The organism is Cellulophaga baltica 18 (genome assembly GCF_000468615.2).
GTDB lineage: Bacteria > Bacteroidota > Bacteroidia > Flavobacteriales > Flavobacteriaceae > Cellulophaga > Cellulophaga baltica.
Map to the genome: position 1 here is coordinate 3,949,644 of NZ_CP009976.1, position 25,075 is coordinate 3,974,718.

Annotated in this window: 21 protein-coding genes; 7 read left to right on the forward strand and 14 right to left on the reverse strand. The window is 34.0% G+C overall.

All coding sequences use genetic code 11. The features are described 5' to 3' along the window. Window positions 1-294 precede the first annotated feature (294 nt). The 7 genes from M666_RS17000 to M666_RS17030 form a co-directional block, all read right to left on the reverse strand. A complete protein-coding gene (locus M666_RS17000) occupies window positions 295-1,524 on the reverse strand; it encodes a YaiO family outer membrane beta-barrel protein (RefSeq protein WP_029445214.1) in 1,230 nt (409 codons plus the stop codon). Window position 1,525: 1 nt separating this feature from the next. Continuing rightward, on the reverse strand, window positions 1,526-3,916 hold the full coding sequence (locus M666_RS17005) for an LTA synthase family protein (RefSeq protein ID WP_029445213.1): 2,391 nt from the start codon (window positions 3,914-3,916) through the stop codon (window positions 1,526-1,528). Window positions 3,917-3,918: 2 nt separating this feature from the next. Beyond that, window positions 3,919-5,349 carry a glycosyltransferase family 2 protein gene (locus tag M666_RS17010; RefSeq protein WP_029445212.1) on the reverse strand — a complete coding sequence of 477 codons (1,431 nt, stop codon included), beginning with the start codon at window positions 5,347-5,349 and terminating at the stop codon, window positions 3,919-3,921. Next, on the reverse strand, window positions 5,342-7,369 hold the full coding sequence (locus M666_RS17015; RefSeq protein ID WP_151198084.1) for a HEAT repeat domain-containing protein: 2,028 nt from the start codon (window positions 7,367-7,369) through the stop codon (window positions 5,342-5,344). Before M666_RS17015 ends, M666_RS17010 begins: the two co-directional genes overlap by 8 nt. A gap of 15 nt (window positions 7,370-7,384) precedes the next feature. After that, a complete protein-coding gene (locus M666_RS17020; protein ID WP_029445210.1) occupies window positions 7,385-7,756 on the reverse strand; it encodes a response regulator transcription factor in 372 nt (123 codons plus the stop codon). Between the two features lies 1 nt (window position 7,757). Further along, window positions 7,758-9,533, reverse strand: a complete 1,776-nt coding sequence (locus M666_RS20105) for an ATP-binding protein (RefSeq protein WP_029445209.1) — start codon at window positions 9,531-9,533, stop codon at window positions 7,758-7,760. A gap of 412 nt (window positions 9,534-9,945) precedes the next feature. Then, a complete protein-coding gene (locus M666_RS17030; protein WP_024481203.1) occupies window positions 9,946-10,341 on the reverse strand; it encodes an acyl-CoA thioesterase in 396 nt (131 codons plus the stop codon). A gap of 251 nt (window positions 10,342-10,592) precedes the next feature. On the opposite strand from M666_RS17030, the gene M666_RS17035 reads away from it, so the two are divergent. After that, window positions 10,593-11,000, forward strand: a complete 408-nt coding sequence (locus tag M666_RS17035) for a hypothetical protein (protein ID WP_024481204.1) — start codon at window positions 10,593-10,595, stop codon at window positions 10,998-11,000. Here the strand turns inward: M666_RS17035 and M666_RS17040 are convergent. Continuing rightward, a complete protein-coding gene (locus tag M666_RS17040) occupies window positions 10,992-11,672 on the reverse strand; it encodes a DUF2461 domain-containing protein (RefSeq protein WP_029449616.1) in 681 nt (226 codons plus the stop codon). The two genes, M666_RS17035 and M666_RS17040, sit on opposite strands and share 9 nt — an antisense overlap. A 96-nt stretch (window positions 11,673-11,768) precedes the next feature. On the opposite strand from M666_RS17040, the gene epsC reads away from it, so the two are divergent. Further along, complete coding sequence (gene epsC, locus M666_RS17045; protein ID WP_029445207.1) at window positions 11,769-12,563, forward strand: serine O-acetyltransferase EpsC; 795 nt, start codon at window positions 11,769-11,771, stop codon at window positions 12,561-12,563. Further along, entirely contained in the window at window positions 12,553-13,440 is an 888-nt protein-coding gene (gene cysM, locus M666_RS17050) for a cysteine synthase CysM (RefSeq protein ID WP_029445206.1), read from the forward strand. Before epsC ends, cysM begins: the two co-directional genes overlap by 11 nt. A gap of 5 nt (window positions 13,441-13,445) precedes the next feature. Here cysM and corA read toward each other — a convergent pair whose 3' ends face one another. The 4 genes from corA to M666_RS17070 form a co-directional block, all read right to left on the reverse strand. Beyond that, window positions 13,446-14,531, reverse strand: a complete 1,086-nt coding sequence (gene corA / locus M666_RS17055) for a magnesium/cobalt transporter CorA (RefSeq protein WP_029445205.1) — start codon at window positions 14,529-14,531, stop codon at window positions 13,446-13,448. Between the two features lie 32 nt (window positions 14,532-14,563). Then, window positions 14,564-15,358, reverse strand: coding sequence for a tRNA pseudouridine(38-40) synthase TruA (truA, locus tag M666_RS17060; RefSeq protein ID WP_029445204.1), 795 nt, complete (start codon window positions 15,356-15,358; stop codon window positions 14,564-14,566). Between the two features lie 184 nt (window positions 15,359-15,542). Continuing rightward, complete coding sequence (locus M666_RS17065) at window positions 15,543-16,934, reverse strand: M16 family metallopeptidase (protein WP_226989926.1); 1,392 nt, start codon at window positions 16,932-16,934, stop codon at window positions 15,543-15,545. A 34-nt stretch (window positions 16,935-16,968) separates the two neighbouring features. Beyond that, the gene (locus M666_RS17070) at window positions 16,969-18,303 is read right to left on the reverse strand and encodes a M16 family metallopeptidase (protein WP_025615503.1); all 1,335 of its coding nucleotides are present in this window, start codon (window positions 18,301-18,303) and stop codon (window positions 16,969-16,971) included. Window positions 18,304-18,536: 233 nt separating this feature from the next. Between M666_RS17070 and M666_RS17075 the strand changes: the two genes are divergently transcribed. From M666_RS17075 to M666_RS17085, 3 genes are all read left to right on the forward strand, one after another. Further along, the gene (locus M666_RS17075) at window positions 18,537-19,010 is read left to right on the forward strand and encodes a hypothetical protein (RefSeq protein ID WP_024481212.1); all 474 of its coding nucleotides are present in this window, start codon (window positions 18,537-18,539) and stop codon (window positions 19,008-19,010) included. A gap of 218 nt (window positions 19,011-19,228) precedes the next feature. After that, window positions 19,229-19,927 (forward strand): response regulator, encoded by a 699-nt coding sequence (locus tag M666_RS17080; protein WP_025615505.1) that lies wholly within the window; start codon window positions 19,229-19,231, stop codon window positions 19,925-19,927. Further along, window positions 19,924-21,420, forward strand: a complete 1,497-nt coding sequence (locus tag M666_RS17085; protein ID WP_029445202.1) for a sensor histidine kinase — start codon at window positions 19,924-19,926, stop codon at window positions 21,418-21,420. The genes M666_RS17080 and M666_RS17085 overlap by 4 nt, the downstream gene beginning before the upstream one ends. Window positions 21,421-21,508: 88 nt before the next feature. On the opposite strand, the gene M666_RS17090 is transcribed toward M666_RS17085, so the two are convergent. Continuing rightward, window positions 21,509-22,978: a MoxR family ATPase gene (locus M666_RS17090; protein ID WP_029445201.1), complete on the reverse strand. Its 1,470-nt coding sequence runs from the start codon at window positions 22,976-22,978 to the stop codon at window positions 21,509-21,511. 48 nt (window positions 22,979-23,026) lie between these two features. Next, entirely contained in the window at window positions 23,027-24,178 is a 1,152-nt protein-coding gene (locus M666_RS17095; RefSeq protein ID WP_029445200.1) for a vWA domain-containing protein, read from the reverse strand. A 77-nt stretch (window positions 24,179-24,255) separates the two neighbouring features. Between M666_RS17095 and M666_RS17100 the strand changes: the two genes are divergently transcribed. Further along, window positions 24,256-25,059, forward strand: coding sequence for a DUF1853 family protein (locus M666_RS17100; protein WP_029445199.1), 804 nt, complete (start codon window positions 24,256-24,258; stop codon window positions 25,057-25,059). Window positions 25,060-25,075 lie beyond the last annotated feature (16 nt).

Consider the following 25,075-nt stretch of genomic DNA (forward strand, 5'->3'; position numbering starts at 1 on the left):
ACATAAGCTGAGTTTTCTTGATTCTTGTTTGCCATAGGTTTGTTTTTTTTTGTACGTTACTGCCTCTCTTTTTTTTAGAAAAAATCTAATTCTACTAATTCATTTAAACTTAAAATCTCATTGAGATCTTGTAAGAATGATAAATATTCATCGCCGTAGGTATCGTAAAGCATAATTAAAAGATTTGGGTTAATTACATGATAAATGTATAAGAATAGTAGAAGTGATACAATTTATTGTGGTGAAACTAGGGAAATTTGTTGTCAACGTAATTCGAAGAAATAATGAATATGTTTAGAACTTAACTTGATAGATAAAACCTAAAGTTCCTGCTATAAAAAAATTACCTGGATCAAAACTCAACTCTTGTCTAGTGACTCCCATCATTGTTTTAAGGGTGTTAGGGCTGTTTTTAATGGTAAACTGGTATTCTAGATTTAACTGTTGCGTTTCTAAATACAATAAGGTTTCTGCTAACAGTGTGGTACCGCTTCTAAACTGTTTGATGTCTGAAGTGTATCCATAATTAAAATTACCGCCAATATAATTGTATTTATCTTTCAAGTACTTTCGCGCTAGCAAAGAACCTGAAACACTAAAGGTATTGCCTTCTGATGGCGTGACATAAGGCCTAACAGAGAAAAAATAATTTCCGCTATACAAACCAAAAGATGCGGTATAGATATAAACATCACTCGTTACAAAATTAAGATATCGTGCCCCTAAAGAAACCTCCATGGCCTTAGGTAAATTTACATACAACTCTGCCCCTCCTCTGTGCTTTGGAAAAATACTAGCATCAGAAAAACCATAATTTGTATACATGTATACTTTTTCAGAAAATTTTGGGTACGCATCAACTTCATACTGAACCCCACTAGTATTAAATCTATTGGCATAATTAATACGAGGAATGATACTCCCATATTTTGTATGTCTCGTATAACTTATACTCGTTAAATACATAGGATCATACACCTTATCAAAAACGTCTATACTCCCGGAAATATCAATGCTGTTTTTTGGCTCACTCACAGCTACTTGTAGCGTATCTAATTCTTGAAGAAATACCGGTACTTGTAAAGCTGTGATAGCGGCAATAGCTTCTTCTTTTAATGCACTTAGTGTTGCATCATCAGCAAGATATAACAAACCTTTATTAGATAAACCCACTGCGGTAGTATAATTCTCAGCATAAATTTCATTCTTTATAGCAGCTACCCAAACTTCTTTATTTTGTTTTTCTAATGAGGTAATAATATTAAACTGTTTCCTAGCTTCATCATAAGCACCATCCCAACTATATGTTTTTGCAAGAAGTGTACGCACATCTGTATAATTTGGATACTTCGAAAGTATAAACTGCAAGGTATCTCTGGCTTCTGACCTACTTCCTGCAAAGGCAATTGCCCGCGCATTTAAAAAAGAAGCATCCGCATCACCAGAACATACAGCCTCTTGTGCATTTACACAGAATAGTGTTACACATAAAATTAGTACTAAGTAAGTTCTTTTTATATACATTTTAAATCTCTGAAGCCGTAAATGCTTCAATAGCCGCATTTACAATTAAGGTATTAGACTCTTTGCCCTTATCTTGAAGTATTTGGTATGATCTCTTTACCTTTTTAGTAACTTCTATATTCTTTATTTTATTGTCTTGAATTTTCTCAAACAGAAGTAATACTTTCTCATTCTCATTAGACCAGAAATAAACATCTAGCATGGCCAAGTAGATATCGTCATAATTAGGATTGGTTTTCAAACACTCTTCTAATACAACAGAAGCTGTTTTAAAATCTTTACGCCAAGCATGTATGCGGCCTTTTAAAATTTTAGCATCAATATGGCTTGGAACTTTTGACGCTATAAACTTTAGCAACAATGAAGCTTTATCATAGTCTCCATCAAAGGCAAGTTGTTTGGCCGTTTCATAAGCATTATCAAAATCTCTTCCATTAAATTGACTATTGATCCAAACAGTCTCTTCCTTTGTGAAATTTTCTGGCAGGACTTTATGTAACACAAGATCGGCGGGTACTATTTTATTTTCAGCAGTTACATAATTATTTAAGCCCTTAAAGTCTTGCAACAGTTTTTCATAGCGCCCGTTATCTGCGACTAGCTCTTCTAATTCCATATTTTTCTTAATGCGAAACAAATCTCCATTCGTATAAAATTTATCTTGTGCTACATAATCATTTAGCTCATTTTTATTACGCAGCAATGGGATGTTTTTGTTGATACGAAAAGTAGAATGCATATCCAATCCCGATCCTAACCAAGCAGTTTCACGAGGTAAATCAATTGCATATTTTACAGCTAACATTGCCAATATACTTGGCACCACATCTACATGAGAAGAAACTGCGCTAATTTTCTTAGGATCTTTCAGCATAGGACTAAAAAATAGCAAAGGCACATGATATCGAGTTAAAGTATTATGTTGCGGAATAGGCACCAATCTATGATCTCCTGTAATGATAAAAATTGTATTACCATAAGAAGGCTTGCTTTGATAGGCCGTCATAAAATTTCGTAGCGCATCATCTCCGTAAAGGAGACAACTAAAAACAGCTTTATTTTTTGATATTATTTTTTGCGTATGCGGATCATAACGCTTTGAATTTTCTAAAATACGCGCAACCTTAGTATCGTAATACTCTTGATTTGGAGTCAAATAAGGCTCATGTGTGGTCAAGGTAGTAAACACATCTAATCTGGGCATACGGCCTGACTTATGAACCGATAATGCTTTTTTAAATAATTCTTTATCTGGATACCCCCAAGAAGCTCCTGCAGCATCGGCAGGTTGTAGTTTGTATATTCTTTCATACTTACTCTTATCTATGATAACATCAACGCGTTCACTCCTTAGAAATTGATCTAAGTGATCAAAAGAACTATTTGCGCCGGTATAAAAGCTAGTATGATATCCGTTATTTTTCAAAACTCCAAATAATGTCAGTTTATTCGGCATTTCTTGAACATCCAAAAATCCGCTTTTACCAAAAGGTAGCGATCCTAACAAAGAAGGAACCACTCCAAAACTTCTTCCGGTATTACTTAGAAAGTGATCAAAATAAAGCGATTTTTGAGTTAATTCATCAATAAAAGGCGTAAAACCCCCAAATTCAGCTTCATTACCTACAAAATCTTGACCTAAACCTTCAACAATAATGAATACTAAATTTGGCGCTTCCTCTTGAAGATTAAAATAAACACCTAATACATCTTCAGGTTTATTTGGTTGCAGTAATGGAAATTTTGTTGTTGCTATATATGTTGTTTTATCTAGAGATGTTGTTATTAAATGATAGACTAAATGCTGTATTTTATTATCATTTATAGGCTTACGTTCGGTAAATAGCGTGGTCAAGAATAAACTCATTAACACAATCGTAAATGGAAACATTTTACTTATATAATGATAAAATGAACCTGTGAATTTGAAAAAACTATAAAAAGCGACTATGATAAGCCCTAATGTAATTACAGGCAGCACACCATACCTACTCGTCTTTAAAATAGCCGTATAAACGTCTTGTAAAGAATAACTTAATAGGTCTGCTCCCATAGGAATATAGGTACGCGTATAATACCCTACCAGCAATGCTTCAACTACTAATAAAAGGACAACAACTCCGAAAATAGATTTAATTCCTAGTCGCGGTTTTAAATGCTCTAATAAACGGTATGGAATTACAAGCAATAAAGCTATCAGTGCACTAAAACCTATATGGTGAATTACAGCTAAGAAAAAGCTCATTCCAAATATACTGTCTGTAACCCCTTTAAGATAGAGCGCTATATATTGGTAAACAGAAATCAATACAAGGCAAAACAAGTAAGCTAGCATTAACCGCGTATATCCTCTTAACGTCGCTTTGCGAAGTACATCTACCTTAACTTCCATAATTACGTAGTTTTTGCAAACCCTTTACGTGTTATTGTTCCCCAACCAGATTTAATTTTAAATAACTTTTTATAATTACCTCTAACTGCTGCAAATACAACAATTGGATGAAACACAAATGGCTCTATCAAGGCACACCCCATCAATATTAGAATATCTTTCACATTTTTATATTCATTATAGGAATACACCTCCCATAGAATAGCATAGAAACTAAACATGATGGAGTACATGTAAATCATCGTTGTAATGGCTAGAAAGAATGGGAGATTTAAAATCCCCAAAAAGTAAAATAAGATGATAGAAAAGAAACCAAAAAACTCTAACAATGGAGCTAACCATTCATAAAAAAACCAATAAGGATAACTAATCATCCCTAAACGACCATATTTAGGATTAAAAAACATATCTCTATGTTTGTAAAGCGTTTCAAAATTCCCTCTAGACCAACGATCTCGTTGGTTTACCAGTATTTTTCTACTCTCTGGAACCTCGGTCCAACAAAGGGCGTCTGGAATGTATTCTATCGTATGCGGTAATTTATGTTCTACCATATACCGACGCATCCGGAAGACTATTTCCATATCCTCCCCTACGGTATGGGTATCATAACCACCGCAAGCCAAGGCTATTTCACGATCAAAAAAACCAAAGGCTCCTGAAATAATCAATAGACTATCCATACGACCAAAAGCCATTCTACCTAATAAAAATGACCTGGTATATTCTAAAAGCTGAAATCTTGCCAACCAGTTTTTAGGCAAGCGAATTTCCTCTAAGGCCCCTCCGTTAATAACACAAGAATTTGCTACCCGAATAACCCCTCCAACCGCTATTACACGTTTTTCTGAACGTTGGTAAAAAGACTTTACCACATGCAACAAGGCATCTGGAAGCAATAAACAATCTACATCTATACAACCAATAAACTGATTTTCTGATAGTTGCATTCCAGTATTTAAGGCGTCAGATTTTCCTCCGTTCTCCTTATCTATTACAGTAAGCTTAGAAAAAGACTGTTGCGTAGACTTATAGATTCCTCGGATAGGTTTAGACTTCCAATTAGGATCTATAGGCTGGTCTATCTTCACCAAATCATAGGCGTCTATCATTTTTTGAAGTGTATCATCCTTACTACCATCATTCACTACCATTACTTCGTAGTTCACATATTTTAATGACAGTAGTGATCTAATATTTTCTACAATGGTCATTCCCTCATTGAATGCGGGCGCAACAATCGTAAGACTTGGTGCTAATGGGGATGCCATAACTTTAGACAAATCGCCAAAACTATTTTTATTTTTATAGTGTAAAGAGCCTTTTGTAGACAAATACCCCATAATTGTAAAAAGGGTAAACAAAACCGCTGTAAACAAAAAGAAAACAATGTTTATATATTCTAAAATGATATTGAAAAACCCACTATCCATTTAGCTTATCTGTTAGCGTCGTTGGAAAATCTAAAAACTTTTGAAAAAAACCATGCTCTTCCTTTGTTAATGCTTGCTCATGTTCTGTAGTAAGGGCGGTTTCTATGGATCGTACAGAGGATCTGAATTCATCGGTTGTAGCATCAATCTGGAAATTAATATCAAAAAGATCTAAAGAATTTGCTCCAATATCATCTTCTAAGAAGCAAAGCTCCATAGATTTTAAACTTTTCACTACTCGAGGTTTTAGTGCGCATATGGATTCTTTCTTTATGACATCATCTATCATTTGGCTTTCATCGATATAGGAATTTTCTGAAATCTCATTCAACACCTCTATGACCGAATCTTCAATACCCTCAGCTGGCTGAGGCTTTTCCAATCTTTCATGCAATCCTTTTTTAATAAAAGCAACTTTATCCTTTATAATAGGGTTGGGATAATTTGTTAGACTGTTTAAAAAAGGTAGATCTTTTTCATCTGCCAATTTAAGCATCTCATCTAACAACAATAGCTTACAGTCATCATCTGATTTCTCGAACAAAGATTTGAAAATACTTTGATAGCTTGCTGATAATTCCTCTGTAGAATTACAAACTTCATACTGTTCCTCTTCAGAAAAAACAGAAATTTCGTCATCTGTATCATTTATAGCAGCATCTATTTCTTCTTCAAAAGGAAGATCTGCAATACTACCAAGGGTAGCTTCCTCTTGGAGAAGCTGCTCTACCTCTACCCCGGAAATCTCTTGATCTACCAATTGCTCGTTTATCGGAATTTCCTTTGGTACAAATTCGACCATAGCCGCATACATCCGATCTATAATATCTACTTGTGGCAATGTATCCTCAGAAACTTCTTGTATTTCTTCAAGTAGATTTTCCTTATCTGCTGTTAATTCTGTAGGTGTATTAAAATTTAATGGTGGCTCTTCCGCGTCCTCATCAAATAACTCAATATCTTCTGTAGGTATAATATATTCTGGTTGAATAGAATTTATAGCACTTAAGGCTTTACTTTTTACAGTGAAATTACTTTCTTTATTCGCTACATCTAGCAAAAATAAAATCTCTTCTTTATCACCAAATTCAGCTAATGTATCTAAAATCGCCAGCTTAACATTTGCCTTATTACGCCAAAAAGCAGCCTTTAGCGTTGGTTTTGCTTCAACAATATAAAATTGTTTTATACAGTTTATAGCTTCCAATTTAATGCTGTTATTTTTATGCCTGATTAAAGTTACTATAGAACCTCTTGAATCATTCTGGTCATAATGTTTTATAAGCCTTAATGCAAATAATACGACATGCTTATTCTTAGAGGTTAACCATCTATAAAATCGTGGCGCCTCAAAATCATCATAATTAGAAAGTACTTCTAAAATTTTAAGTTGCTGCCATTCTGAAATTTGATAGGTAGTAGTATCTAAGAAGTATGATAATCCATCCTTATCTAGAGTAACCGATGAAATTTCTGCTTGCTTACGAATTACAGATCTCTTATCATTAATGAACCCACTAATAAAATCATAAGATTCTGCGACCTGCATTTGAGTTAACTCAAACATTGCTTGTGAAATTTTTTGCCATTTCCAGCTTTTAAGCTTTTCAAATGCGCGCAATTCTAGATTTAAATCTTTGTACAGTTTAAATAATTGTTTTCGAGTATCTCCAGAAACATCCTTTTTAAGGTCAAGAAGAATTTCTGTCAAGACCATCTCATTTATAGGATCTTTTATAAGCTCTCTAATTTCTACTTTTTTCTGTATGTAACTTTTCTTTTCCTCCTTAGACCCTTCTTCTTCTTGATAAAACAAGAATTCACTGACTAATGGCGCTAAAATATTTTTACGCCTGTTGGTATCTGCAGACTTCTTTAGAAATTTACTTCTAAAGAAAAAAATAGCCACAAAATACAACACTGCAAGTATTACAAACAAGGCAGATAAATCCCACAAAATATCCGTATGGATCTTAGGGGCACTTATCAAATGAAATATTTTGAGTTGGGGGAACTTCAAATGTATTTATTTTAATTAGATTCTTGCGAGCTCTTTCTGGAGTCTAAGTAGTAATTCGGCGGGGCTTACTGGTTTTGCCAGGAAGTCATTAGCACCCAATTTAAATGCGCTCAATACATTCTCCTCATTCCCTGCGGATGATAAAATAATGATTGGAACTGATAATTTTAATTCGTTTCGTACGTAATCTGTTATTTCTAAGCCTGAAAAGTAAGGCATCATTATATCTGACACGATAATATCTGGCCTTTCTGTTTCTAAATATTTTTTTACACTTTTGCCATCCGTACAGACTTTGACCTTATATCCCGCCTTTTTTAAACGAAAGTCTAAAAGAGATGCGAGTAATTGGTCATCATCTGCCAACAGCAGTTTTATCGCATCCATATTATTTATCTTTTTTAAATGCCGCTATAGCTGTTGCTATTTCACTTTCAATCACCGGATACTCTTTTACAAAACAATCAAAAAGAAAATTTAGATATTTAAAATCTTGGTCATCTAAACATACTTTATGCATTTGCTCTGCGATACGAAGCAAACCGTCTGTTCTCATGATCCGTAAACCTGCTTTAATCTTATGCGTATTAAATTGCACTCCTTTGATATCAGCGTTTTTTAAATCTACTTTGGTTTTACCAATAAACTCAACTATGTTTTGTTTAAAAAGCATTACTAATTCTTCTAGCATTTCTACTTCGCCTAAACAATCATCGATAACATCAGAAAGGTTGACGTTACAGGACTCTACTGCATTGATTTTTGAAATTACTTGGGGGGATTTCATGGGGTCAATTTGGTTAAATGTATTTGTATTTTTTGTAATTTTTTGAAGCAATACCTTGGAGTCAAAGGGTTTTAATAAATAATCATTAATACCCGTAGCTGCGCAAAGATTCTTATCTTTAATAGAAAAATCTGCCGTTAAAGCGATAATTGGCAAGTTTTTAATGCGATCATTTTGATGCTCTCTGATTACCTTGGCCACGATATAACCACTGGTTACCGGCATCCGTAGATCCATTAAAATAACATCTATTTTATAATGTTCGAGGATGGCAACACCCTCTGTTAAATCATCTGTTATAAAATTAGAACACCCCCAATTATTTAGGCGGTTCTGTATTAATTTTTGATTCATGGTATTATCCTCAAAAACAAGAATATTAAGTTTTCCTACTTGGCGCTCTTGCTCCAGAATTTCTTCATCTACAAGAACATTGGAAACAAAATCTTTAGGCTGCCCTATTTCATAAGGTAAAGAGAAATTAAATGTAGTACCTACACCTAATTCGCTCGCTACAGAAATCTCACCATTTAGAGATGCTATAATATGCTTTACAATACTAAGCCCTAAGCCTGTACCTCCATAATTTTTTTGGGTATCATCAGAAGCTTGCTTGTAATAGTCAAAAATAGTAGTCAACTTATCTGCCGCTATTCCGATTCCTGTATCCGTAACTGAAAAATCTAAAACCACCTTGCTTTTACTCTTCTTAACCACATCTATTGTTAAATGTATACTACCAACTTCCACGAATTTTATAGCATTGCCTATCAAGTTTAAAAGCACTTGCGATAATTTAGAAGGGTCACCAATTAAATTTTCAGGTATAGCCTCCGAGTAGGTTACATTAAAATCAATTTTAGGATTTACAATGAGGGTCTCACATAAGTAACAAACATCATTCACGATGTTATGAAAATTGAAATCAACAGATTCAAAATAGGCTGTGCCCGAAGTAAGTTTAGAATATTCTAATAACTCGTTTATTAAATTTAATAATGTATTAGAAGCACCTTTTATAGCTTGTACATGGGAACTCTGATCTTCGGTCAAGCTGCTTTCTGACAGTAATTCCGTAAAACCAACGATGCCATTTAGTGGTGTTCTTATTTCATGGCTGACCCTAGCAATAAGCTGTTCTTCATTAGAGGTAGTAACCGCCTTCTTTCTTTTTTTTAGATTCCCGTTTAGAGATTTTACCCTTCTTACAGAATCGACTCTTTCCTTTTTTTGTGTTTTAGCTTCTATTTTTTCTTTGAAAGCTTGGAAAGAATTTTTTAATCTAACTGCCTCATCTGAAGTAAGTTCTTCAAAAGAAAAACTATTCAGTTTTGACTCTAAATCAGATATGTACGAAAGTAATTCGTTAGATTTCAAAATAAATAAATTTGGGTTACTACTCTATTTTTTTTGTGAAATATGTTATTTGATAGGTTGATCTTAGCATTCACATTATAAAATTGCTGAAATACTGATGGTTACACAATTAAATGTTACCTAGCAAACCAATACTGTTGTGTAACTCGATAAAGATGAGGTAAGAAGGCTTTATATAGATGCCGTTCACCCTAAAAAGCGCGTCAATCATCTATATAAATTAAAATTTGAAACAAAAAAAAATCAGATTGCTATTCATAACAATCTGATTTTTAAATATTTAAATAAGTAGAACTTAAGCAGACTACGAGGAGTCTATGACATGAATATCTTAAAGAAGCTGAAATAAAAACGTTTAACTCTTTAACTAAACTATACAATAATTTAACACAAACAACCTAAAATCAATCAATTACGACTGAGCAGCTAATCTATCTTTAACATATTCTATTTTTGTTTTATTATGTGACAAAGGCTTGCCATCTTCACCTAAATTCACCATGATAATATTGTCTACTGTCACTATAGTTTCGTGATTCATTTTATTACGAACCTCGCAATTTAAGGTTAAAGACGATTTTCCAAATTTTACAACCTCAATACCAATTTCAATTATATCCCCTTTTTCAGCGGTGCTCATGAAATTAATTTCCGACATGTATTTAGTAACCACTTTCTTATTCTCTAATTGAATAATACTATATAAGGCACACTCTTCATCTATCCAAGCCAAAACCCTTCCTCCAAACAATGTATTATTGGCATTTAAGTCTTCTGGTTTAACCCATTTTCTTGTGTGAAATCTCATAATTATATCTTTTTGAGTGCAAAATTAATAAAGTATTTTAGGGTAAAATAATCTTAATTCGCAAAGTTTTGCCAATTTCCGAATCCCGAATTATCAGTAGATAGAATTCTCTAATTTAATAATTTTGATTGAAGAAAATACTCAAATTCCTATTCCAAAAAAATTCAATTGTTCATAAACCCGTTAAAAAGTAAATGTAAGCAGGGTCAAATTCAAGAAATCTTAATCTTATCTTTAAAAAAAAAGAACTGATGAACGAAAGATCACACAGTCTCAAAAAGATTCGACCTGTCATTGCTACGGCTAGAATTTCTGATACCATGAGTATCGAAGAGTACTTCCAAAACAAAACATTACGCCCTGTACTAAAACTACAGAACCCTTTATTACTCGATGTTTTCAAAAACTATATCAAAAAACACAAGAACAGCTACTACAGTCTTTCTATAGAGAAGCGATTTGTGTATATTGAAAATGCTATTCAAAAAGATATAAAATTCCGTAATTCCCTGAAAGGGATGATTATTGGACAATTTACCGTTGAAGAGTATCAAGACTACATCCAAAACTCCTCTGCCTTAAACAAGAGAATGATGAATATGGTGGTAGAACGACTAAAAAATCAAATTCAATTTTTTGAAAACGAAGCTTTAGTCTAAAAGAGAAGTACCATTTAAATCGGTAGTCAAAATATCGCTCATTAAGTCAAAAAATGGGCGAATTGCCACAAATGATTTAGTCACCTCTTCCACAAAATTTGGAGACAAGACTTCTTTATCTGTCATTTTTTTAACAAAAATAAACTGCTTTTTACGTATCAAATCAATATTCTCGTGCTCTTTATCAAATCCTTTTGGTGCTGTTTTTAATTCATCACCCGTAATATCTCCCCAAACTTTCTTAAAGGAAGACTTCCCTATTACACCTCTAAACTCTTCTGAATCAACCTCTAACTCTTTTCTAATTCTAAACAAATCTTCTTTGTTTGGATCCCAGAATCCTGCCGCAATAAAACTATCTCCTGGTTTTATTCTTATGTAATAGCCTCCTCGTAATTTTGCTCCTGTTCTAGAAAATGATCCTGCAAAATGTATTTTATAAGGGGTTTTATCTTTAGAAAAGCGCACATCTCTGTAAATCCTAAACACTTTTAATTTTTCTATTTCATCCGTAGCTCTGAGACCTTCTAAAACACTACCATACAAGTCTTTAACCTTACTCTCATGTGTTTTAAAGATAGTTTTATGCTCATCAAACCAGGCTCTATTATTATTCTTTTCTAATTGTTTTAGAAAATTTAATACTTCTTTTGTTAGTACTTCGGTTGCCATGCGACTTATTTTTACAACGAATTTAACAAGAAACTTAACCAAATTAAGCAAGCGTCTTTTAAAATATTGGTTAATTTTGATATTCATTTCAGCATTATGGATTCAGAGTCTATTATCAACAAGATAAATCAACACAAAACACAACCTAACCTAAGGTTTAAGTTAAAAGAGAAGGTACAACAGTTTACCGATAAATTGTTTTACACGCTTTTTGACATTGACACCCCAGTAGAAGAAAATTTAGACGTCTTAGAGCGTTTATTTGACGAATTGGTAGAACTAGGTTGTTGGGAAATTGATAAGCCCTGTAAGAAGGTTTGGGAGAGTTACGTAGTTAAACTACCCGAAGTGCTAGAAAAGCTTAATCTAGATGCGCAGGCATTTGTTAATTGTGATCCTGCATCATCTTCTATTGAAGAAGTTTATATGGCCTATCCAGGTTTTTATGCGATTGCTATTTACAGGCTAGCGCATGAATTATATGTACAAGGGTTTCCTTTAGTACCTAGGTTAATGACTGAGTATGCCCATAGGCAAACTGGCGTAGACATCAATCCCGGAGCACAGATAGGAAAATCATTTTTTATTGACCATGGAACTGGTGTGGTTATAGGTGAAGCCGCTGTCATCATGGATGATGTCAGAATTTACCAAGGAGTAACGTTAGGCGGACTTTATGTTGCTAAAAACTTACGCAAGACCAAAAGACACCCTACCATTGAAAATAACGTTACCATATACGCCAATGCTACTATTCTTGGTGGTAAAACTGTAATTGGCGCTAATAGTATTATTGGAGGAAATGCTTTCATAACCTCTTCTGTACCGCCAAACTCTACTGTTTACCACAGTTCAGAAATTAAAATTAAAACAGCTCCAAATGTCTCATAATATTATAAATTTAATAGGAAATACACCCCTTGTAGAATCTCGTGTTTTGAACACCAACCCTAAGGTAAAGCTCTATTTTAAGCTAGAAGGGCAAAACCCAGGTGGGAGCGTTAAAGACAGAGCAGCTTTAAATATGATTAAAAGTGCTCTAGATCGCGGAGATATTTCTACAGATACAAAATTGATTGAAGCTACTAGCGGCAATACTGGAATTGCTTTAGCTATGATTGCTAATATCTACGGATTAAGCATAGAATTGGTAATGCCTGAGAATGCTACCGTAGAACGCGTACAAACCATGAGAGCATACGGAGCAACCGTAACCCTAACCTCTTCTAGTATTGGTATTGAAGGCGCAAGAGATTACGCGGAAGACAAAGTGAAAAATCATGGTTTTGTGATGTTAAATCAATTTGGAAATGATGACAACTGGAAAGCACATTACAAGTCTACGGGCCCAGAGATCTGGAGAGATACGGACCAAAAAGTAACGCATTTCGTTTCATCAATGGGCACTACAGGAACCATAATGGGTACTTCTACCTATCTGAAAGAACAAAATAAGGCTATACAAATAGTAGGCGTACAACCTACTGATAATTCTAGTATTCCAGGCATTAGAAAATGGCCACAAGAATATTTACCTAAAATATTTAACGCCTCTAAGGTAGATACTGTGTTAGAAGTGAGTCAAGACGAAGCAACAGCAATGACACTTAGGCTAGCCAAAGAAGAAGGTATTTTTGCAGGCATGAGTAGCGGTGGTGCTACAGCGGCCGCTATACGGTTAGCAAATACATTAGATAGCGGTGTAATTGTGAGCATAATCTGTGACAGGGGTGATCGTTACTTATCTTCTGGTTTATTTGATGAGTAGTACTTTTAAAGCCATTTTTTGCGTTTGAAGTAGATTAACATACCAATAAACATAGCAATCATTACCCCCCAAACAATGGGATACCCATGCTCTGAATGCAATTCTGGCATATGGTCAAAATTCATTCCATACACACCAGCTATAAAAGTAAGCGGAATAAATATGGAAGCCATAATGGTTAGCACTTTCATGACTTCATTCATTTTATTACTCATATTACTCATATACATTTCCATCAAACTCATAGACATTTCTCTATAAATCTGAAGGCTCTCATTTATTTCAATACAATGATCCTGAACATCTCTTAAAAACAGTTTTGTGTCTTTTGTAATTAAAGAATTTTCAGAATCTAACAACCTACCTACTAATTCTTTAACAGGAGCTATCTGTCTTCTTAATTTAAGTACTTCTTTCTTTAATTCTTGAATTCTATGAGCCACATCATTGGTTGGATTATCATATACTTCATCCTCTAGCATCTCAATTCTGTGATTGATATGCTCTAGAATTACAAAGTAATTATCTACCACTGCATCTAGCAATGCGAAAAATAAATAGTCCGCTCCACGTGTTCGGATTCTTCCCGATTTTGATTTAATACGCTCTCGTAAACCATCGAAAACATCATCCTGCAATTCTTGAAAAACAATTACAGAAGACTCCATTAATACCATTGCGAGGTGCTCACTAACAATTTCTTGGTTTTCATTCAGGTACAACATTTTAAAAACACCAAAGATGTAATTTTCATATTCATCTATTTTTGGCCGTTGCTGCGTATTAACAATATCTTCTAATACCAAAGGGTTTATTTGAGACAACTTCCCTAATTGTGCTATGAATAACTCATCACTAAGCCCTACAACATCTATCCATGAAGTAAATTCTGATTTTTGATGAAAATCTATCTGTCCTAAATCAACTACCTCATGAATATCTAAGGTATTCTCATCATAATTAATTACAGATAAAACAGATTTGGCTCCTTCTCTTTGCCCCATGTACGTTACCGTACCAGGTGCCTTCCCCATAATTTTATGAAGTTTTGAAGGTTTTTTAGTTCTTAATTTAAACTTTGGTTTCTTCATTATATCACATTCATTACTTAACAAGCTTAGCGCTAGTCTAAGATATTAAAATCTACTTGATTTAAAATTAAGCCAGAGCCAGGAGCCACAAACGGGAGCTTCATATTACTGTCTTCTTTTAAAGAATCTAACACCTCTTCTTCTGACAATTCACCTTTTCCAACTTGTACCAATACTCCCATCATCATCCGAATCTGATAACGCATAAACCCTTCTCCTTTGACATGAAATGCATACGTTTTCTTTGGAAAAAAATTAGCTTCCAAAATTGTATTCTCTTTTATTACAGATGAAGTAACGGTTCTAATTACCTTTGTATTTTCCTGTACCCTAGCGGTGTAGGATTTAAAATTATGTGTTCCTTCAAAAAAAAGTGCCACGCGATTCATTTTATCGAGATCCAAATCATCTAAAAAAGTAACGAGATAAGGAGCACAAAATGGATGGCTTTTTTTACCATAAGCAAACAAATAAATATATTCTTTTTCTTTACTATTTTGAATGATATTAAATGCCTGATCTACCTCTTTAATACTCATCACTCGAATATCTGGAGGAAGATTTTTATTAAATAATTCTAAAAAATCGTCAAGTACAGCTATTGGAGTGTCATCTAAATAAAGTTCAAACGCTGCATCTAAAGCAGAAACTTTAGCATCTGTTCTCCCCGCTCCTAATATTTTAAACTTCTGATCTGCTAAAATATACTTCAGCGTTTTTACCAACATTGCTTCTATAGTTTTTTGATCTGGTTGTTTCTGCCAACCACTGTATCTAAAACCTAAAAATTGAAGTTTAACAAGGTAATAATAACGGATTCTTTGCATGTAATAATAAATCTAAAGTAAAAGTACTATTTATATAAAACATATAACCTACTTCTTTTTGCGCGCATCTAACTGTTTTCAAATTTCATTCGCCGTAGAATTTCAATATTGATAGAGAATGTAGTGTAATAAAAACCCCATCATTATTCCTAATGATGGGGTTTTATAAAAATTAAATCAGATTTTAAAATCCGTCTGCCGTAATTTCTACTTGCTCTACTTCTCCGTATTTTTTAGCCATTTCCCCTATTTCAGAGGCTTTACCTATTAAAACAAACTGTAAATTATCTTTTGGAAAATACGTTTCAATTAATTCCCCAGCTTTCTCAACCGTTAATTCATCTACTTGGTCATTAAATGTATTGATATACGCCTCATCAAAATCATAGGTAAACATATCCGTCAATAAACCTGCCAAGTCGCTATTGGTTTCATAGTTGGGCGGAAACTGCCCCTTTACATAGTTCTTAGCAGATAATAACACTTCTTGATCCAAGCCTTTTTCATGTAGCTTCTTATAAGTGGCCAAAGCCAAATCTATTGTTTGCTCTGTTGTTTCATTGGCTGTGAATGTAGCCATAGTAAAGGTACCGCCAAACTTATAAGGAGAAAACCAACTACTGGCACCGTAAGTAAGCCCTGAATTTACCCGTAACTCATCATTTAACCAAGAAGTAAACCTACCTCCAAGAATTGTATTTATAACCTCTAACCCTACATAATCCGAATTATTTCTAGCGATACCCGGTCCTCCTATATAAAAAGTGGTTTCTGTTGCATCTTCTTTATCTACAACTAAAACACGAGACTTGTTATGCTTTATAATCTCTGGCATCTTCAAACTAGGAATCTCTGTAGCCTTCCAAGCGCCAAATAAAGATTCCATTTGCTTTTTCATTCTTTTTGCCTCAAAATCACCCACAATAGCAATAGCAGATGCTTTGGGACTATATGTTTCTTTATAAAAATTAACCACATCTGCTTTAGTTACTGTTTCTAAAGCCGATTTTATACCACTTTCTGCATGGCTATATGGGTGCTCTCCAAAAATAAAGCTGTTATAATAATTCCCTATAACCGATCTAGGACTCTCTTTACTTTGATCTAATTCTACCAACCTCCTACTTAAAATTTTATCCAATTCTTCTTGAGGAAAAGTAGGACTTAATAAAATATCCTTTATAATAGTTAGTATTTCCTTCTGGTCTTTTTGCATAAACGATGCATTCAAATATGCAAACTCTAAACCAACTCCAGCATTTAATGTCGCCCCTAAGAAATCTACCTTCTCTTCAATCTCAGTCTTGGTAAAGTTCTTGCTTCCTAAGGCCAGAGATTCTGCCGTTATATTCGCTAATCCACTTTTACTTATATCATCGTAAATTGCTCCTGCTGGAAAAACGCCTGACAAATAAATAAGTGGCACCTCATGTTGCTCCATTAAATATACGGTTAATCCGTTTTTTAATTGAAACTTAGTGTACTCGGGAAGTTTAAATTTTTCTTGAGCTGCAGCAGTACCAAGCATAAGCAGTGCCAATACAGAGAAAATGATAGTTTTTATAGTATGTTTCATAGTATAAGATTCTTTTAGAAGTATTGATGTTGACTTATTTTGATTCCTCATCAGTTGCTAATTCGTTATTTTGTAACACGCCAACTGTTCGATTGCGCTTTATTAAATATTTCTTCGCCACCCTTTGCAAGTCTGCAACACTTACTTTTTCGTAAAATGAAGGCGCGGCATACATCTTTTTATAATCCCCAAAATACAATTCATAAGTCCCAATAGTATTACTCTTGCCATTGATGGTTTCTAAGGTTTTATAAAATTCCATTAATTTTTGATTCTTTACTTTTTGCAACTCCTCCTCAGTAACTCCGTTAACAATGACATCATCTAAAACTTCAAAAATGCCTTTTTCAAGACTATCAGCAGATACCTCTTGATTTGCTATCCCAAAGACATAGAAAAGATTTGGATCAAAACTCTCGGGCATATAGGTGAATATATTGGTTGCTAACTGTGAGCCATTAACCAATTTACTATACAATTTACTGCTCTTACCACTACTCAATACGGCGCTCAAAAGATCTAAAGCATAGTAATCTTCGTGTTTTGTTTCCGGTACATGGTAGGCTATTAAAACATTAGGCGTACTCACATTCTTATGCACCATCACACGTTTTTCACCACGTTGTTCCGGTTCTACCGTATGTACTTTTCTTGGCTCCGGCTGTGCCTTAATAGGCTCCAAATATTGCTTTGCCATCTTTTTCACCTTTTCCAAGCTTACATCCCCAGAAATAACAACTACTGCATTGTTAGGTGCATAATAGGTATCAAAATAGGTTTGTAAATCATCAATGGTCCAATTTTTAATATCAGATTCATAACCAATTACAGACCAACGATAAGGGTGTGCCATAAAGGCCGAGCCTTTTACTGCATCAGATATATTCCGAAAGTTAGAATTTTCTAGACCTGTGCTTCTCTCACTCAATACCACTCCTCGCTCACTCTCTACCATTTTAGGATCTAAAACTAAGTTTTCGATACGATCTGACTCCAAATCAAATATAACTTCCATAGCTTCCGAAGGAAACCAATCTGTATACACCGTAATATTTTCTGTTGTATATGCATTATTACTTCCGCCAGCAGCTTCCATTGTTCTATCGAACATTTTAGGACCATATTTTTTAGAACCATTGAACATCATATGCTCAAAAAAATGAGAAAGCCCCGTTATTCCCGGGTATTCATTTCTAGATCCTACCTTCCAAAAAAGGTACATATTAGCATTTGGAATACTATGATCTTCTAAAACCATAATTTTCATTCCGTTAGAAAGTGTAAAATTCTTTACATCTTCTACTTTACTTTGTGAATGGAGCACCACTGCAAATTGCAATGCTACTAAGGTTAATAGTATTTTTTTCATTGTTAGCGTTTATTAGTTCTTCAAATATAATAATAGCAAAACGGATTCTCTAAAAAAATAAATTACCCTGATCCAATTAAGTAAAACGAGAATATTGGTATTTCATGGATATTCTTACAACAACTATTTAGGAGTTCTCAACATTCACTGCCGTTCAACGAATAATTTCAAATAAATAAAATCACGAGTCGTTTTAACCTAAATGGTCTCCCAAAGGCCAAATAAACCTACTTATGCATTTTTTAATACGCCTTTTTCCCCCAAGGGTACTTGTGTTATTGTCTACACTATTGCTTTTAATACTTGATGTTTTTAGCTTTTACGGACTTTACACCAACAAGTTCTATTTTCTAAAATTCGATAATTATATCTTTCCAATACTTTCCGTGGTACATTTTACGTACCTCTATTTAATTTTAGTTAAGTTAATCACCAAAAAAGCTGCAGATCCACAATTGCGAAATGTAGAGTACGTATTATACTTTATATATTCTATTTATGTATTTAAATTCTTTGAATCTATCTATCGTTTAAGTACTATTAATAATTTTGAGGAAATAGAATTACACGAGAATTTCTTACCTATAGGGCTGTTAATTATGACCTTAAATTTCGCCTTATTAACACTAACCTTGTTAATTTTTCAATATAGAAAAGTCATAATTGGATCTTTCAAATTTGAAGAATTAGACGGAAATAAACATTAATATTAAATTCTTACGCTCCTTAACCCAACTCTAAGATTCACAGCTATCTATTATTTTTTGTAAGGATTTTTAAAAAAAATCGGCTATTCTGTAAATAATCACCAAAATATACCTTTAAAACACGTAGTGGCTTGTCCTTAAAACGACTTTTTATGAAGTTTTATGCCGTTGTGATATTTGTGTGATACATTTTAACTTGTTTAGCAACAGAAATAATTATGAAGCAGATATTAATCATAGAAGACGATCCTGAAATAATTAAATTGTTAGAAATACATCTAACGGATTTGATTTATACCACCGCCAAAGCTATGGACGGGAAGCTAGGCCTAGAAATGGCTTTGGAAAATTCTTATGATTTAATATTGTTAGATTTAACGCTCCCTACCATGGATGGCGTAGAGATTTGCAAAAAAATCAGAAGCCAAAAGAATACTCCGATTATCATGTTAACCGCTAAATCTGAAGAAATAGACCGAGTTCTAGGATTAGAGATTGGAGCAGATGATTATATCACTAAGCCTTTTAGCATACGAGAGCTTTTAGCTAGAGTTAAAGCGGTTTTACGCCGTGCAGATACCAATACAATTGCCGAAAAGGATACATCAACTATTAAAGCTGATGGTCTTAGCATTGATATTGATAAGCGAAAAGTTATTCTGAACGATAAAAAAATTGAGCTGTCTCCTAAAGAGTTTGAACTTCTAGTACTGATGGCTTCAAACCCTGGTAGAAACTATACCCGCACAGATTTATTAAATATGATTTGGGGATACAATTTTGAAGGGTATGAACATACTGTAAATTCACATATAAATAGATTAAGAGCTAAAATTGAATCGGATATGGCAAACCCTACCTTTATTTTAACCACTTGGGGTGTTGGCTACAAATTCAATGAAGATATACTTGCATGAGAAAAAACGAAAAAACGCTTACTCCCAAACTAATAAAAAAGCTATGGTTAGCTTTTGTGCTCATCATTGTACTAATGGGGGCATCCTATATTGTAATTACCGCATACCTAGCGAATAAATACAATGAAGAAACTACACAACGTATTAATGCCAATGTAGCTACGCATGTAATCAATGAAAAATTTCAAAATGAATCTCCTTTTCTAGAAGACGGTAGCGTCAATAAAGCATTGTTTGGAGACCTGATGCATGATATGATGGCTGTTAACCGTAGTATCGAGGTTTATTTGCTAGACAATAGCGGTACCATACTATACTCTGTTGTTCTAGACCACAGCAAAAACACGCCTTCAAAATCTGTGGACACAGCTCCTATTGATTACTTCATTAAAACTAAAGGTCAAAAATACGTTTTAGGAGATGACCCTAGAAATACAGGAGAACAAAATATTTTTTCCGTAGCTCCTTTTACTATTCAAGGCAGAGAAGGCTTTATCTATATTATTTTGGCTGGAAAAGATTTCCAAGCAGTGAGCGATAATCTGTTTGGTCAATATTTTATGAAACTAGGATTTGGCGCCACCTTATTAACCATGTTTTTTGCCGCATTGATCGCTTTATTAAGCATCTGGTTCCTTACCAAGAACTTATTACTCATTACCAAAACTGTTCGGAGTTTCCGAGAAGGAGATTTAGATGCCCGTATTGAAAATCCAGACGACTCTGATATAGCCATTTTCGCAAATTCTTTTAATGAGATGGCAGATACTATTGTAGATAATATGGATAAGATGAAATCTGTTGATTTACTTAGGAGAGAGCTCATTGCAAACGTATCTCATGACCTAAGAACACCTTTGGCGATTTTAAAAGGCTACGTGGAAACCTTACAAATGAAAAATAAAACCTTATCGGAACAAGATAAGAAAGAATACCTGCAGATTACTCATGATAATATAGACAAGCTCTCCAAACTTATCAATCAACTTTTTGAATACTCAAAACTAGAAGCAGAACAAGTTACTCCTATCAAAGAGCCATTCTCTATAACCGAACTTTCTCATGACTTAATTGCAAAGTTTAGAGTACTAGCCGATAAGAAAAATATTAGCCTACAATTAAATAATCCAGAAGACAATTGTTTGGTTTTTGCAGATGTAAGTTTGGTAGAAAGAGCCTTGCAAAATTTAATAGAGAATGCTTTAAAATATACCGAAGATGATGGCACGGTTACACTGTCTTTATTGAAGAAGGGTAAGAATATAGAGATCAATATAAGTGATACAGGTACTGGAATTCCCGTAAGTGAATTGCCCTATATTTTTGACCGCTATAAACAAGTAGATAAAAGCACCAAAAAACAAGGCTATGGTTTAGGCTTAGCCATTGTGAAGAAAATAATGGATTTACATGATACCACGATTACAGTATTAAGCAAACCCAAAGAAGGAAGTTCTTTTATTTTTAATCTACCTGCATATCAGGTAAGCTAAATGGGAGACAGATTGTTATGTTTTTTTGAAAGTTGAAAACCCTTCCTGTATGGGAAGGGTTTTTTCAGTTTAAGCATGGTTATACTACTTACAGATCATTAAAAAAACTACTGTACATGTCTTTAAATTGATAGCCTTCTTCAAAACGGTTTTTATTCAACTTTTTATAAGCTACTAAACCCCAAAGCAACAGCTCTTTTAAGAAGTATATATCTTTCTTATCATATTCTGGTTGATATTCCTTTATCAATTGATTTAATGCGGGAATATCATCTAAAGCTCTTTTATATTCTTCATCTGTATACTCATCTAAAAGTTCAAAACCATCACCTTGGAAAAACCAATGCAATAATTCATCATAAGGAGTTTCCGCTCCCTTTTTCTCTAACTTATTTATTTCAGGGAAAAATTTTGGAAATAACGTTTTAACAGCATCATCAATTAAAATAGCCGCGACACCATCTGCACCCTCCTGCTCTCCTTCATATACCAATTCTATTTTACCTGTTATAGAAGGGATAATACCTAGAAAATCACTTAAACGCACCATAGTACTATCTGCACCCGTTAGCAATGCTCTGCGCTCTGCCGTACTTAACAAATTCTCAAATGCCGTGATACTCGTACGCGCACTTACACCACTTTTAGCGTCTACATACTCGCTTTCACGAGCTTCAAAACTAATTTGCTCTAGCAAATCTTTTGCTACATCTGGAACATAAACAGCATCTGTTTGCCTAGCATCTAATTTAGATTCTTGCTCCGTAATTTTACGTGCTGTTTCAATATCATCTGGATAATGTGTTAAAATCTGCGAACCTATTCTATCCTTTAACGGCGTAACGATACTACCCCTATTGGTATAATCTTCAGGGTTTGCCGTGAATACAAACTGAATGTCTAGAGGCAAACGCAATTTAAAACCACGAATCTGTATATCTCCTTCTTGAAGAATATTAAATAAGGATACTTGAATCCTAGCTTGTAAATCTGGCAATTCATTAATTACAAAAATGCACCTGTTCGCACGCGGTATCATCCCAAAGTGAATTACACGATCATCTGCATAGGATAATTTTAAATTAGCTGCTTTAATAGGATCTACATCACCAATTAAATCTGCCACAGTAACATCTGGCGTTGCTAGTTTCTCAGAGAAACGCTCACTGCGGTGTAACCAAGTAATCGGTGTCGCATCGCCTTTTTCTTTGATTAATTCAATAGCATACCGAGACATTGGTTGCATGGGGTCATCATTGATTTCTGATCCCCCAACTACAGGAATGTTTTCATCTAATAGGTTCACCATTAAACGCGCTAATCTCGTTTTTGCCTGCCCTCTTAATCCTAATAAGTTAATATTATGTCTAGATAAAATTGCACGTTCTAATTCAGGAATTACAGAATTCTCATATCCCCAAACTCCTGTGAAAGTTTCTTCTCCATTTTTAATTTTAGTTCTTAGATTATCTCTAAGTTCATCTTTTATACTCTTGCTTTGGTACCCCGCTTTTTTAAGCTCACCCAAAGTACTTATTTCGTTATGATTCAGTTTCATATGTTGTATTCATTTTTTTTTGTTTTTTGTTTAAAATATGCTGTTATGTTATTTTAAACGCTTTTTTCTATTTGCTTCGTAATCTTCAAAAATCATTTCACCTAAGCCCTTTAATCCCGTAAAAAAGGCCTTCCCTTTATTTGCTTCTGTAAAATGTCTTATAAATTGCATTAAATAAGGGTCTTGAGCAATCATAAAAGTGGTAATGGGAATATGATGCTTTCTTGCTTGGCGTGCCATATTATAGCATTTTTCTACAATAAAATCATCCAGACCCACACTGTTTTTATAATAACTACCATCTGGCATACGCAAACAACTAGGCTTACCATCTGTGATCATAAAGATTTGCTTATTTGTATTTCGTTTTCGCCTAAGCATATCCATTGCCAATTGCAAGCCTGCCACTGTATTGGTATGATAAGGGCCAACTTTTAGATATGGTAAATCTTTAATAGGAATAGGCCAAGCGTCATTCCCAAAAACTAAAATATCTAGAGTATCTTTCGGATAGCGAGTCGTAATTAGCTCTGCCAATGCCATAGCCACTTTTTTCGCTGGAGTAATCCGATCTTCTCCATACAAAATCATACTATGGCTTATATCTATCATTAACACCGTACTCATTTGAGCTTTATAGTGTGTATCTTCTACTACCAGATCATCTTCATTCAAAGAAAACTCTCCAATACCACTACTTATTTGTGCATTTTTAATACTCTCTGTCATAGAAATACGGTCTAAACCATCGCCATATCTATATTCTCTAAGCTCTCCCGTATGCTCATCTCCTTGACCAGATTTTCCAGTTTTATGGTTACCTGCGCCATTTCTTTTAAGTTTCCCGAAAATTTGGTCTAGTGCGCGTTGTCTAATAATGCGTTCCATCTTTGCGGTAATAGACAAATCACCTCCTTTATTGGTTTCGTCACCCTCAGTACCATCACCACCACCGTCTTTAAACTCTTCTTGTAAATACCCTTTTGATTTCAGGTCTTCAATGAAATCATCAATTGTATAATTTTCATCGGTAAGTTCGTACTCCTTATCTAATTCCCGCAACCAATCTAGCGCTTCATCAACATCGCCAGAAGTATGCGTGATTAGTTCTTGAAAAATATCAAAAAGTTTTTCAAAAGGAGTTTGTTCCGGCGCTTCATAAGTAGCAAACCGAAACCCTTTTCTTATATTCATAGCCATACTATAAAAATAACACTTTTAACAAAAGGAAGCTACCATTTAAGAAATCTTAACGCTTTGTTGTAACTTTAGCTCTCATGAATTTATCACAAATAAAAGGTTTCCTAGCTACAGAAGAATTATGGGATGAGAGTTTCAACAATATCCCGCAATTTAAGTTTCCTGCTATTAATTTAGAAGGTTTTTCATTGAAACCAATTCCTGAAAACATACGATTGGGACATCAAATAGAATATATTTTTGAACAATTAATTCATCATTCTTCCCGCTACAAAACACTAGTCTTTAATCAGCCCATACGCAACGAAAATAGAACGCTAGGAGAATTAGACTTTATCCTACAAAACACTGAAAACAAAGCTATTACACATGTAGAACTTACCTATAAATTTTACATCATTGACCCTACAATACCTGATGAAATTCATCAATTAATTGGTCCTAACCGGAAGGATGCCTTCTTTGAAAAAATACAAAAGATTAGAGACAAGCAATTTAAGCTTTTACAAACCAAAGAAGCTCAAGCGTTTTTTGAATTAAAAGGCTTAGAATTAACTAATATGATATCAAAAGCTTGCTTTAAAGCGCAACTGTTTCACCCCTATCAAAAAAAAACAGCACTCAAAACTCTGAATGAAAACTGTATTGTTGGCTTCTGGTTGCACCTTCATGATTTTCTGAAATCTAATTTTGAAAAAAATAGCTACTATCTATTAACTAAACAAGAATGGATAGTTACCCCTACTGAAGATGTTGTTTGGAAAACACAACAGCGAATTTTAATCGATATTCAAGAAAAACATAACCAAAAACAAGCTCCAATGCTATGGATGAAAGATTCCAATAATAAGCTTCAGAAAATATTTATTGTATGGTGGTAGGTATTATTTGAAAAAA

Excerpts from the sequence above, each read along its gene's own strand:
- M666_RS17000 (WP_029445214.1), bottom strand. The coding sequence starts at position 1,524 with ATGTATATAAAAAGAACTTACTTAGTACTAATTTTATGTGTAACACTA.
- M666_RS17005 (WP_029445213.1), bottom strand. The coding sequence starts at position 3,916 with ATGGAAGTTAAGGTAGATGTACTTCGCAAAGCGACGTTAAGAGGATAT.
- M666_RS17010 (WP_029445212.1), bottom strand. The coding sequence starts at position 5,349 with ATGGATAGTGGGTTTTTCAATATCATTTTAGAATATATAAACATTGTT.
- M666_RS17020 (WP_029445210.1), bottom strand. The coding sequence starts at position 7,756 with ATGGATGCGATAAAACTGCTGTTGGCAGATGATGACCAATTACTCGCA.
- M666_RS17030 (WP_024481203.1), bottom strand. The coding sequence starts at position 10,341 with ATGAGATTTCACACAAGAAAATGGGTTAAACCAGAAGACTTAAATGCC.
- M666_RS17035 (WP_024481204.1), top strand. The coding sequence starts at position 10,593 with ATGAACGAAAGATCACACAGTCTCAAAAAGATTCGACCTGTCATTGCT.
- M666_RS17040 (WP_029449616.1), bottom strand. The coding sequence starts at position 11,672 with ATGGCAACCGAAGTACTAACAAAAGAAGTATTAAATTTTCTAAAACAA.
- epsC (WP_029445207.1), top strand. The coding sequence starts at position 11,769 with ATGGATTCAGAGTCTATTATCAACAAGATAAATCAACACAAAACACAA.
- cysM (WP_029445206.1), top strand. The coding sequence starts at position 12,553 with ATGTCTCATAATATTATAAATTTAATAGGAAATACACCCCTTGTAGAA.
- corA (WP_029445205.1), bottom strand. The coding sequence starts at position 14,531 with ATGAAGAAACCAAAGTTTAAATTAAGAACTAAAAAACCTTCAAAACTT.
- truA (WP_029445204.1), bottom strand. The coding sequence starts at position 15,358 with ATGCAAAGAATCCGTTATTATTACCTTGTTAAACTTCAATTTTTAGGT.
- M666_RS17065 (WP_226989926.1), bottom strand. The coding sequence starts at position 16,934 with ATGAAACATACTATAAAAACTATCATTTTCTCTGTATTGGCACTGCTT.
- M666_RS17070 (WP_025615503.1), bottom strand. The coding sequence starts at position 18,303 with ATGAAAAAAATACTATTAACCTTAGTAGCATTGCAATTTGCAGTGGTG.
- M666_RS17075 (WP_024481212.1), top strand. The coding sequence starts at position 18,537 with ATGCATTTTTTAATACGCCTTTTTCCCCCAAGGGTACTTGTGTTATTG.
- M666_RS17080 (WP_025615505.1), top strand. The coding sequence starts at position 19,229 with ATGAAGCAGATATTAATCATAGAAGACGATCCTGAAATAATTAAATTG.
- M666_RS17085 (WP_029445202.1), top strand. The coding sequence starts at position 19,924 with ATGAGAAAAAACGAAAAAACGCTTACTCCCAAACTAATAAAAAAGCTA.
- M666_RS17090 (WP_029445201.1), bottom strand. The coding sequence starts at position 22,978 with ATGAAACTGAATCATAACGAAATAAGTACTTTGGGTGAGCTTAAAAAA.
- M666_RS17095 (WP_029445200.1), bottom strand. The coding sequence starts at position 24,178 with ATGGCTATGAATATAAGAAAAGGGTTTCGGTTTGCTACTTATGAAGCG.
- M666_RS17100 (WP_029445199.1), top strand. The coding sequence starts at position 24,256 with ATGAATTTATCACAAATAAAAGGTTTCCTAGCTACAGAAGAATTATGG.